This is a genomic window from Salegentibacter tibetensis (assembly GCF_020164485.1).
GTDB lineage: Bacteria > Bacteroidota > Bacteroidia > Flavobacteriales > Flavobacteriaceae > Salegentibacter > Salegentibacter tibetensis.
Genome location: NZ_JAIQZA010000056.1, coordinates 1 through 11,491, shown reverse-complemented (window position 1 = coordinate 11,491; position 11,491 = coordinate 1). Strand labels below are relative to the sequence as shown.

Annotated in this window: 6 protein-coding genes; 4 read left to right on the top strand and 2 right to left on the bottom strand. The window is 36.7% G+C overall.

The features are described from left to right. The 4 genes from LB467_RS17955 to LB467_RS17940 all read left to right on the top strand — a co-directional run. Positions 1 to 173, top strand: a 173-nt coding sequence (locus LB467_RS17955; RefSeq protein ID WP_224475454.1) for a transposase, incomplete at its 5' end; no start/stop codon positions are given. Positions 174 to 663: 490 nt separating this feature from the next. Then, the gene (locus tag LB467_RS17950) at positions 664 to 3,822 is read left to right on the top strand and encodes an RHS repeat domain-containing protein (RefSeq protein ID WP_224475452.1); all 3,159 of its coding nucleotides are present in this window, start codon (positions 664 to 666) and stop codon (positions 3,820 to 3,822) included. A gap of 294 nt (positions 3,823 to 4,116) precedes the next feature. Then, the gene (locus LB467_RS17945; RefSeq protein WP_224475451.1) at positions 4,117 to 8,505 is read left to right on the top strand and encodes a DUF6443 domain-containing protein; all 4,389 of its coding nucleotides are present in this window, start codon (positions 4,117 to 4,119) and stop codon (positions 8,503 to 8,505) included. Then, a complete protein-coding gene (locus LB467_RS17940) occupies positions 8,483 to 9,082 on the top strand; it encodes a hypothetical protein (RefSeq protein ID WP_224475449.1) in 600 nt (199 codons plus the stop codon). Before LB467_RS17945 ends, LB467_RS17940 begins: the two co-directional genes overlap by 23 nt. Before the next feature lie 597 nt (positions 9,083 to 9,679). Here the strand turns inward: LB467_RS17940 and LB467_RS17935 are convergent. Beyond that, positions 9,680 to 10,618, bottom strand: a complete 939-nt coding sequence (locus LB467_RS17935; RefSeq protein WP_224475447.1) for a hypothetical protein — start codon at positions 10,616 to 10,618, stop codon at positions 9,680 to 9,682. A 103-nt stretch (positions 10,619 to 10,721) separates the two neighbouring features. Continuing rightward, the coding region (tnpC, locus tag LB467_RS17930) for an IS66 family transposase (RefSeq protein WP_224475446.1) at positions 10,722 to 11,491 on the bottom strand (770 nt) is incomplete at its 5' end.

Genomic DNA, 11,491 nt, shown 5'->3' with positions numbered 1-11,491 from the left:
GAAAACTTCAACAAGAATATCCAAAACTGAAGGAACGATATTGGGGGCAACATTTTTGGGCAAGTGGTTATGGAGTATGGAGTACAGGAAATATTACCGATGAGATGGTTAATGAATATTTGGAGCACCATCGCCGAGATTCGAGTGATAACTCCAATTTCATATTGGAATAGCTTGGGGACTTTCAGTCCCTAGTAAAAAAACCTCTGCACTTTGAGTGCAGAGTGGTTTAGTTTGGGAGCCAATAATCCTCAGTAGCCCCACATCGATTGCATTCTAACCTTTCTTTATCTCGCTGCGCTTTAATTGTAAGCATGAACTTTGTCAGTTAGTAAAGTGAACTTCAAATGAAAAATGTATCTAAGGTTTAGCCAATTAATATATTTAAATATAGGCCATTTTCCATTAATTAAGAATATTTATGGGTATATAAAAACCTGTGTATCAAAAGAGGGTTAGACCTTACTTTTTGTACGGTTTTTCATTACTCTTCTCTTGTTTTGTTGAGTTAATTTTGCTTAAGGCTTAAAGCTTAAGTCTGTAAGCTTCCCTAAGTAGTTAAATATCATTAAAATTTCGTGAAATATCATAATTATGAGTTGTAAGAAAATCAGTGTTTGTTTCATCTTTTTTCTATCCTGTACCCTTTATTCTCAAACTTCTTTGGAACTACCGCAAGTTTTTCCAGCTTCACCTGAGGCTTCCTCTTATGGGAAATATGGGGATATTGCAGTAAATATGGCTATAGGTCAAGCCAATCATGAGATTCCCATTCATAATATTGTTGAGCAATCTTTTTCCTTACCTGTTTTTCTGGAATATAATTATTCCGGATTAGTTGTTGAAGAAATACACGGATCTACCGGGCTTGGTTGGAATTTGCGAGCCGGTGGTATGATAACTAGACAAATTAAAGGATTACCAGATGAATCACAGAATGGATATTTTGGACCAAATAAAATTGGAGAAAAGGTTTATAAAATGGAAAAAGGTCTACTCTCCACGGAAGAGGAAGGGCTGTTAAAAGAAAATGCTGCGAATGGGAAATGGGATACTGAGTCGGATAAATATTTAATAAATATTGCAGGAATATCAGCGAGCTTTTATTTGAACCATCAAGGTGACCCCGTTTTTTTACCGTATTCGAGCTTAAAGTTGGAACGGCTAGAGACAGGGGGATTTAAATTGACAGATACTTCTGGTGTTCAATATTTTTTCACAATAGAAGAGACTACCCAAATAGAGAATTTTGAACCCGATACAATTATGATATACCCCTCGGCCTGGTTAGTTGCTGAGATAATCTTGCCTAATAATAAAAAATTTAATTTTAGCTATTTGCCATATAGCATAAGGCAAAGAACGTATGTTGACACATACACTAAACTGGAACCTTCTTCTCCAACCTATGAGGAGTGTGTGAATACCAAAAATTTGGAAGGGGTTGATACATATATTACAGATTCCGAAGTTTTTGGAATGCTTCTTAGTCGGATTAGCGGAAATAATCAAGAAATAAATTTTAATTATAATTTCAAAAATGGCTCTAACTATGGAGACGGAGAAAATCCTTCATCTTTAAAAAACATTACTATTCAAGATAGTAATCAAACTGTAATGAGCTATACTTTCGAATATGATAATTTAAGTTCTTCCAGGAAGCTTTTAAAATCGATTCATAAGGGTAAGGATTCGCAGAACCAGGAAGAAAATTTTTATCAATTTGAATATTATAGAGGTACATTAAGCGAGATACCTTATTATAAGCAAGATCATTGGGGTTATTATAATGGCAATTTAAATACTTCAGGTCGGTTAATTGCCGAAAATTCCAATAGGGCGCCTTCATTTTCGAATACGGTTTTAGGAGCCCTTAAAAAAATCCATTATCCTACCAAAGGCTCATCAGAGTTCATTTATGAACAGAATGAAGTTTCAGGTAAATTGAATACAGGGGATGTAGGAGTTGAAGATAGATTAAACACGCCTATTGAGATAATAATTAATTCTGATAATTATTCTGATAGTGAATATATATACGAAACTATAACAGTGCCCTTTACTCCTGAGGCTTTACCAGATGGACAGCATAGTATTTCCTTAAGCTACTATTTACATGGCTCAGCGGGTTATTCATTGGCATTCATGGAATTACGCAAAGTGAACTCCACTCAGAATGTTACGTGTTCTAATTCGAGCATTTGCAATTATAAAACTGATTTCGCTTCTGCGGAACAGTCTCCTGTTACGAAAAATTTAGATAAAACTTACTATAATTTAGAGCCTGGAAATTATGAGCTGAAGGTAATCTTAGAAAGAGCTGCGAATGTATCAGATCCTTCAAAATCTCCCAGAGCGGTTGCAAATATATTTTTGGAATATTTTGATAGTGCAAATAATACAGAAAGCGATTCCTCTGTTGCGATGGGGGGAATTAGAATTAAAGAGGTCATTTCCTGCACTGGTCCAAATGAAAACTGTAATCGTAAAAAATACAATTATTTGAAGGAGGATGGTACTACACCAAGTGGAATAAATCTATCTAAGCCAAACTATATAAGTCATGAAACGCATAATTATGCTCCAGATACAAATCCTCCAGGTTCTATAGAAATGACATGTAATTTAAAACGCGTCACATCTACAAGTTCTTTGCCTTTAAGTTCATTTATAGGTAGCCCTGTATTATATAAATCTGTTGAGGAAATATCGATAGGACAAAATGGAGAGGAAATAAAAAGAAGATTGCATTTCTCCGGAGAACCAGACGTTGAAGAAAGTTTTCCGTATGCTCAAAGAGATAAAAAAAATTGGAAAAAAGGCTTAAGCCTAAAAACTGAATTTTACAAAAATAGTGGTACAGAATCTTTATTAATTAAAGAAGAAAGTAATAATTATTCTGTTAGCAAAAGAAATGAAAATTCTCTTAAAATGCTTAATTCTTATAATTTGAAGGCTGGTAGGTTAAGATTTTTCTACACAGCTGATGGTTCACGAATAACTCAGAACAACGGAGCTGGGATTTATTTAACTGCTTATACAAACTCATCTGAGCTTTATTTGAAAATTTCCTCTCAGATGAATAACTATTATTTTGATGGAACTTCAGCGTCAGAATTGACTGAACTTAAAAATTTTGAATACGATTACCCCTACGGACAATTAAGTAAGCAGTCTTTTGTAGATAGCAAAGGAGGAAATTTTGAAGAGTTGTTTAAGTATCCTTATGATTATACCACAGATGTTTATACCTCTATGGTCGCCGAAAACCAAATCTCTTCTATTGTGAATGTTTCATCTAAAAAGGGGAAATTGTTACATCAGAAGCATACTGAATACGGTGATTTCGGAGGTAAATTATTTTTACCTAAAGAGGATTTATATCTTAAATCAAATGATTCAACAGCGCATAGTTTGCTATATCATCACTATGATACTTCCGGTAACCCAATAGAAATATCAAAAAAGAGCGGTCCTCATATCGTTTACTTATGGGGATATGATGATCGATATCCTATTGCTAAGATAGATAATGCATCATACCCTGAGATAAGTTCAGCTCTTGGTGTTACAAATTTATCTGAGATAGACGAAACCGATTTGCTCGAGATTAACCTTTTACGTGATAATAGTAACCTCGCTAATACTATGATTACCACCTACACCTACCAACCAGCGGTTGGGGTGACCAGTACTACCGATCCAAAAGGGGATACTGTAACCTATCACTATGATTCTTTTAACCGGCTTGAATTCGTGAAAGACAAGGATGGAAACATTATCTCTGAGAATAAATATAACTACAAGGGTTCCACCAACTAAAAGAACAAAGAAATGAAAAAAGTACTCTCAGCTTTAATTGTTTGCTGTATATATAACTTTAGCCTATACCTATGATCCACTTGTTGGAATAACCACCCTGCCCGATCCGCGTGGAAATACTAATACGTATTGGTAGGATCCTTTTGGCCTACTGGATGCTGTCCTGGATCATAATGGCCAGCTTCTCAAGGAATACAAATACAACTATAAATCCAATTAAGAATGAAAAATTTATACCTTCTGTTACTACTCATAGTTTCAATCTCAGGTCATCTCAATGCAAACAATAGATTTATGCGCAGCTGGGAACCCATTCTTTCAGAAGAATGTGATTCTGATATTCCAAGATTATTCCCGGATCTTTCTTCTATTGATAACTATTATTTGGATATGTTGGAGGACGGAATTCCTCGAAATGGAACATTTTCACCCAGTGCTTCCCAGATTTCCTCGGATTACCAGTCTTCCACGATTATTGGTTATAAAGATTTTACACGAATCTATACTTATTTTGATGTTAACGGTATTGAAAGGACTGTAGAATTAATTTTAAGAATCCATGAAACTGTAAGTGCAGGTGCCAGCCGCGAATTTATTGTGTCTTCAAAGGACGCTCCTTTTATAGCTTTAGATTCCCTGGGAGGTAATCCGAATGTGGAAGGGAGCTGGAACAAGCTTCCGGATGGGATCTTTGATCCGGCGGTAGACCCTTCCGGGGTTTATACATATGTAGTGCCTGGTGGTGCATGCACAGATACCGCATATTTAACCATTTATGTTGAGAAAAATGGTGGTGAACTGGGTAACAAAATTTATTCTTCTTATAAAGGGTTGAATAGTATTGATGAAAACTTTGTTTACACACGTATTCCAAGAGTTCCTATACAAAGCAGTTCTGAAATTGCATATGAGAATGAAGTGATAGAACAGATCACCTATTTTGATGGCCTGGGCAGGTCCAAACAATCTATCTCCATTCGGGCAGGCGGTGATTTGGAAGATCTGGTGACACCCATAGAATATGATGTATATGGAAGACAGGTAAAGGAATACCTCCCATATGCTGCATCGAGTCAACAAGGACAGATTTTCCAAAATCCGATGACTGATGCAGGCAATTTTTATAATGCTGAAAAATATGAATATACCTTAAACCCTTATTCGGAGAAAAATCTGGAGGCTTCACCTATGAGTCGGATAAAGCAACAAGGGGCTCCAGGGGCCGCCTGGGCAATTGGAGGGGGGCATGAGATTGAATTCGCCTATGAAACCAATAATACCGACGAAGTTCGTATGCTCTCGGTTAGTTTCACGAATGGAGATTTCAGGGTTCCCACACTGGGAGATAACGGTTATTATCCAGCAGGTTCCTTATACAAGATGGTCACTAAAGATGAACAACACGATGGTACGGCTACCAAAAATCATACAACCGAGGAGTTTAAAGATAAGCAGGGGAGGCTTGTTTTAAAGCGGACCTATGCCAATACCAATATTCAGGCTCAAGAACCCCATGATACCTATTATGTATATGATGATTATGGGAATCTCACCTACGTATTGCCTCCAAAAATGAATGCCAAGGACGCCACACTGGTAGACCTGAATACCACAATGGCAGCTCTGGGATATCAATATGAATACGATTCGAGAAACAGGCTGGTAGAAAAACAATTACCAGGTAAGGGCAGAGAGTATATAGTTTACAATCAACTGGACCAGCCAGTATTGACCCAGGATGCCTTGCAACGAGACAGCGCTAGCTGGTTATATACCAAGTATGATGCTTTAGGAAGAATTACGAGTACGGGAATATATACCGATTCAATTTCCGATCAGGAAACAATGCAGGTAGCTGTTCAGAATTATTATGATTCTACAGGGGAAAAAGTTTATGAAGAGAAAAGTGGAACAGTATATACCAATCGTAGTTTTCCAACAACGAACCTCTCGGCGTTAACTGAGAACTTTTACGATAACTATAATTTTGATATGGCGGGGATAACCATTCCCGGATCAAATATTTACTCAAAACCCATTGAGGGAGTTAAGACACAGGGCCTGACTACCGGGAGCAGGGTTAAAGTACTGGGGACATCAGTATGGATCACTACGATAAACGGATATGATGACAAAGGAAGACTCATATGGAATACAGTAAAGAATGATTTTTTAGAAACTACCGAGGTAGTTGAGAGCGAACTGGATTTTGTGGGTAATACATTAAGACAGACCACAACCCACCAGAAGACCAGTGTTGCAGTGGATATTATTACGGAAGATAGCTACACTTATGATAATATGAACCGGCTGCTAACCCATCACCAGTCAATTAATAGTGGCCCCGAGGAATTAATTGCTTATAATACTTATGATGAATTAGGTCAGCTGGTAATCAAAGGAATAGGAGCAGGAACAGAATCGATAGAATCTGACAACGACTTCGTAGAGACTACATATACTGATCTGATAAATGCAACTATTAATGCAGATGGAAGTATTGCCAAAACCGGCAGTGGTGAAGAGGATGGTTTTGTTGAAACAGTACAGGAATTTTTACAGGATGGGTATGTAGAATTTACGCCAAGTGGCTCTGATAGACTATTTATGGTTGGCTTAACATATGAGGATCCTGATTATCTAGATAGTGATTTTACCTATTATGCTTATGTAGTAAGAGATTATATTCGAACTTATGAGGGCGGAAGTGAAGGTTGGCATTCTCCTGCGACCCAGACACCAGTAGCCCCTGGAGATGTTATTACGGTCGAACGGATTGGGCCTAAAGTCTTTTACAAAAAGAATGGGGAGGTTTTTTACGAGTCAACTTTTCTCTCCGCAGGTAAGTTAAAAGGAAAGGTTCTATTGTCTGCTGCAGGAACTAATGGAACCAGTGTAGGTTATATGGAACTTCATAAGCTAGATAGAAAAACGAAATACCTCCAGGAGGTCAATTACACTTATAATATTCGTGGCTGGTTAAAACAGATCAACGATCCTGATAATTTGGGTGAGGACCTGTTTGGGTTTAAGATGGGATATAATAATCCTGAAACCCCTGGAGCAACTGCGCTGTATAATGGAAACATCTCGGAGACGCAATGGAAGACCCAAAGTGAGAATATAAGTGGTAACCCGGTAAGTAACTATTATGGATATAGCTATGATGCATTGAATAGAATTACTGGGGCCACGGACAATACGGGTAATTATAATTTAAGTGGGATTGCCTATGATAAAATGGGAAATATTTTATCTTTACAGAGGCAGGGGCATATAAGTGCCGATGCTTCGCTCTTTGGAACTATGGATGATCTGGATTACAGCTATAATGGGAACCAATTGGTACAGGTGGAGGATCATAGTGGTAATGAAGAAGGCTTTAAGGATGGGAATACAGGAATTGATTTTGCTTATGATGTCAATGGCAACTTAACATCCGACCTCAATAAAGGGATAACGGCTATTACTTATAATCACCTGAATCTTCCTGAATTAATAACTATTGGAGGGCAGATCATTGATTATACTTATGATGCTACGGGGGTAAAACTGCGAAAAGAGATCCCGGGGAAAACAACCGAATATGCCGGGAATTTTATTTATGAAGGTGGAACGCTGCAGTTCTTTAGTACACCCGAAGGTTATGTATCTTATGACGGTGGCCAGTTCAATTATGTATATAATTACTTAGACCATTTAGGAAATGTTCGTTTAAGTTATACCGATGGGGATCACAATGGTTCGATAGATCCTGCCACTGAAATCATCCAGGAGAAAAACTACTATCCATTTGGACTAACCCACCAGGGTTATAATGGTGGAGGCGGAGGCAGTGCCTATGGTAATGCTGCCGCGAAACGCTATGGTTTTGGAGGGAAAGAGCTGCAAGATGAGAATATCTCTGGTAGTATTTTAGATTGGTATGATGTTTCAGCTCGAAACTACGATCCTGCTCTTGGAAGATGGATGAATATTGATCCGTTGGCAGAGCAGATGAGAAGGCACTCACCTTATAATTATGCTTTTGATAATCCGATATATTGGTTTGATCCCGACGGATTGAGTCCTCTGGATCATTATTTTACTTCTTCCGGAGCGTATTTAGGTTCGGATGAAGCAGCAACAGATTTTGTGCAAATTATTTCTGAAGAGAATTGGGATAAAAATAAAAAAATCAATAATAATGGAGAGGCAACCATTTCGCACGAAAAAGGTGCTGAATTATCTGAAAATATTACTGAAGTGGAAATATCTAATGATGCAGTGGTAGATATCTTCAACCATTTTAATGATCAACTGGATAGTGGGAGTAAGATGGAAGGAGTAAATATTGAAGCACGGCCAATAGGAGATGAAGCTGGATATAAGCCTAGCATGCGGTCCGAAACTGGAGGAGGATTCGAATTGTTGGGAGAAAGGTTTCTAGCAGATAATAATATCGTAATAAATACCTCAGGAGGAAAGGTTAGTTCGCTGTACAACACGGCTAGCAATATAAAAAATGATTTAGTTCATGAGCATCAACACCAAAAAGACGGATCAAAATCATTTGGTATAAATAATAGATCCATAAAAGAGAGAAGGGCAATTAGGGTTCAAAGAGCTCATACTTCTTATAAAAACACAACTGAAGCATTTCAGAAAAACCTCAAAAGATATGAAAGAATGTTTAACAACTAAGAGATTGTTTTTTCTATGCATTGTGCTTTTTTTTTGTAGTTGTGGCGAGAATATTAAGTATATAGAAGAAACTAATATAACCGACGAAGTAAGTCTAGAAAGCCATGAGTGTACAAAAGAAAAGTTCTTTTTTATTTTGGAAAAAATTTCCATTTGGAACACTAAGCAAGATACTTTCGTAGTTCGGAGCCATACTCCATTGGGTATAAATTTAAAGTTGAAAGTAATTAATAATGATAATAAGCCAAAAAAAATTATTATTAATAATGGAGAAATGGAAAATTGTAATTTCCATTGGAAAGTTGATAAAACTGAAATTGAATTTTTTGGCACAACAGATAAATCACTTTATATAGTGAAACCCAAGGATAGTTTGAGCCTGAATTTGCACACATTATATTTTAATTTTGATAAGATATTCGGACCACTTGAGGATTATACTGAAGTAATTAAAAACTTAATCTCTGAATTTTCTCTCACTTATGACGATGTGGATGACAAAATTTGTATTGAACAGGGGGCTAAAACGGAAATCGTTATTTATAATCATAAATCGCGATGGGAATGGTGGCGGTAAATAAATTTTAATTTAAAAATGCTTGAGATTCTATAAGAGCCTAAATTGACTTCTAAAAATTGCAATTGCTCAATACAAAATGCACTTTGAGTGGCTAAAAACAAGAGAGTTACATTATCAATAAGAAAGATCTTCGAATCAGTTGTTCATTGATGTCTATGACCTGGTTAAGGAGGTTAAAAGTGCAGTGGTTGTTATAGATACTTCGGTTTTGTCTTGTAAGTTGTTGAAGTAGTTACGGTTATAGACTCTTTAACTAAAATTGAAGAATCAAAAAATTATATTGAGAAGGAATATCCTATTGGAGATTTATTGGAAAACAAAAACAAAAAAGGGAAAATAAAAATGTTCTTCTCTGAACCAACAGAAGATTATATAATGGTTGAAGTATTCAAAATTGATAAGAATTTGAGTTACGAAAATCTCACTCTCAATTTAGAAGCTCAGATGTTTATTTACTGTTTTTTAGAGATGACCAAATTGAAGAAGTAACTCAAATTAAATTGGATTATAATTAAAAACAAAATCAACCGCCCAATGTGGCGGTTTTTTATGCGTAAGCCTTTTTTGCCTTGTAATCACGAAGCAGCGCATCAATCACTTTGAAAATCTGGGATTGTTCATCATCGGGCAAACCGGCAATTGTAAGCTTCCACGCGTTCCAATATTTTGATCCGTTACCATAACGGAATTGTTCCCCGCCAAGTAATCGAGTGATTTTTCTAATTTTAAAGGTTTAAGATCAGCTAAATCATCTAAAAATTGAACTGACTTTTTATGTTCAGGAAGACAGGAAAATAGTATTAAAGTTTCTCCTATATCCGTTGGTTGGATAACGAAATTAACAAATTCATAAATCACTTCGGGATCTGTTGATTTGTTTAAAATTTTATTTTTATATGAATATTCTGGGTTAAATGAGGCCGCTAATGCAATCGGGACCATATAATCCAACTTGTAAGTAAAATAATCGAGTTCGTCAAAATTTTCAATCCTAAGAATCTCATTCATTCTTTTCTTCACTATACTACAATCACGTAAACCAATTTTACTGCCAGCAACAATATTTTCTTTAAAAAATTTATTTTCCTTCTTTTGATAAAATTGAGATGTTGTATACCCCTGTATTGTTTCTTTTTTTGCGTGGTAATCTTTCGCAAATGCTCTATAAGAAAGTAGAAAACAGTGTTGGTCATTTTCCAGATCAACAGAATTATGCTCAATTGGTTTAAAGACATTTTGATCGTGGAAACCACAGAATCCAAAAAAGGTTGAAGCTGCTTTTCTACCTAATGGTTCAAATCCATTTGGTGAACCGTTGTTGTCATAAGTTCTATTTAACAGAGAATAGACAATCGAATTATTATTTACTTCATCCTCAATGAGGTTTAGTACTCGATTATTCTGAATACTATGAGCCGAAATTATTCTATTCGCGCATTTTTCTTTATCAAAATGAAAGCATTCTTTTATTCTAGAATCTTTTCGGAATTGAGCAATATTCTTTTTTAATTCTATGTCTTTTCTATCCTCCATATAAATGCCAAATATTTTTACTTTTAAAACGTATCCGGCCCACCAACCACATCTTCTAACTTAGCATAATTTTATTTACTGAGACCCTTCTGGTAAGCTTGATCTAAACTTGCTGTAATTTCTTGTAATTCTGTGGGTAAAGATTCCGGATGTCTTTGTGGTTTATGGACATGATATTCTCCAGGGTATATTTGAGCCACTCATATGGATTTACCTCGTGTTTTTTGCAGATGGCAAAGAAGGAATAGATTCCTGCGGCTCTTTCTGCTGCTGAATGAGAACCCGCAAACAGGTAATTTTTTCTACCCAGGGCCAATGGCCTGATGGCATTCTCCACTAAATTATTATCGATCTCCAGAATACCATCAAAAAGATAGGCGCTCAGCTGGTCCCAACGATCCATAGAATACTTGAAGGCTTTTCCGATAGGACTCTTTGGAAGAATCAGTTGATGTTTCATCTGATCGAACATCCATTTTCCAAATTCATTAATAACGGGCAGTGCTTTTTCCAGGCGAAGGGATTTACGCTGCTCCGGGCTTAAGTTTTGTTCTCGTGCCTGGGCTTCCACCGCGTAGAGTTTCTGGATAAAGCTCAGGGCTTTTTCAGCACGCTCCCTGTCATTATCCTTTGCCTTATCAAATTCCCTTCTGGCGTGGGCCCAGCAGTTCAGGTGGGTAACCCCTTCACGCTTGCCGATTTTATCATAAGCGGCATAGCCATCACTTTGAAGGTAGCCTTTAAAACCGGCCAATACATGATCGGCAGCCTCACGGCTACGCCCGGGCTGATAATCAAAGAGTACGGTACCATCTATGGGACAATGATGTACCCAATAATAACCTTGATGTGTTTTTCCTTTTTTAGCAGGAT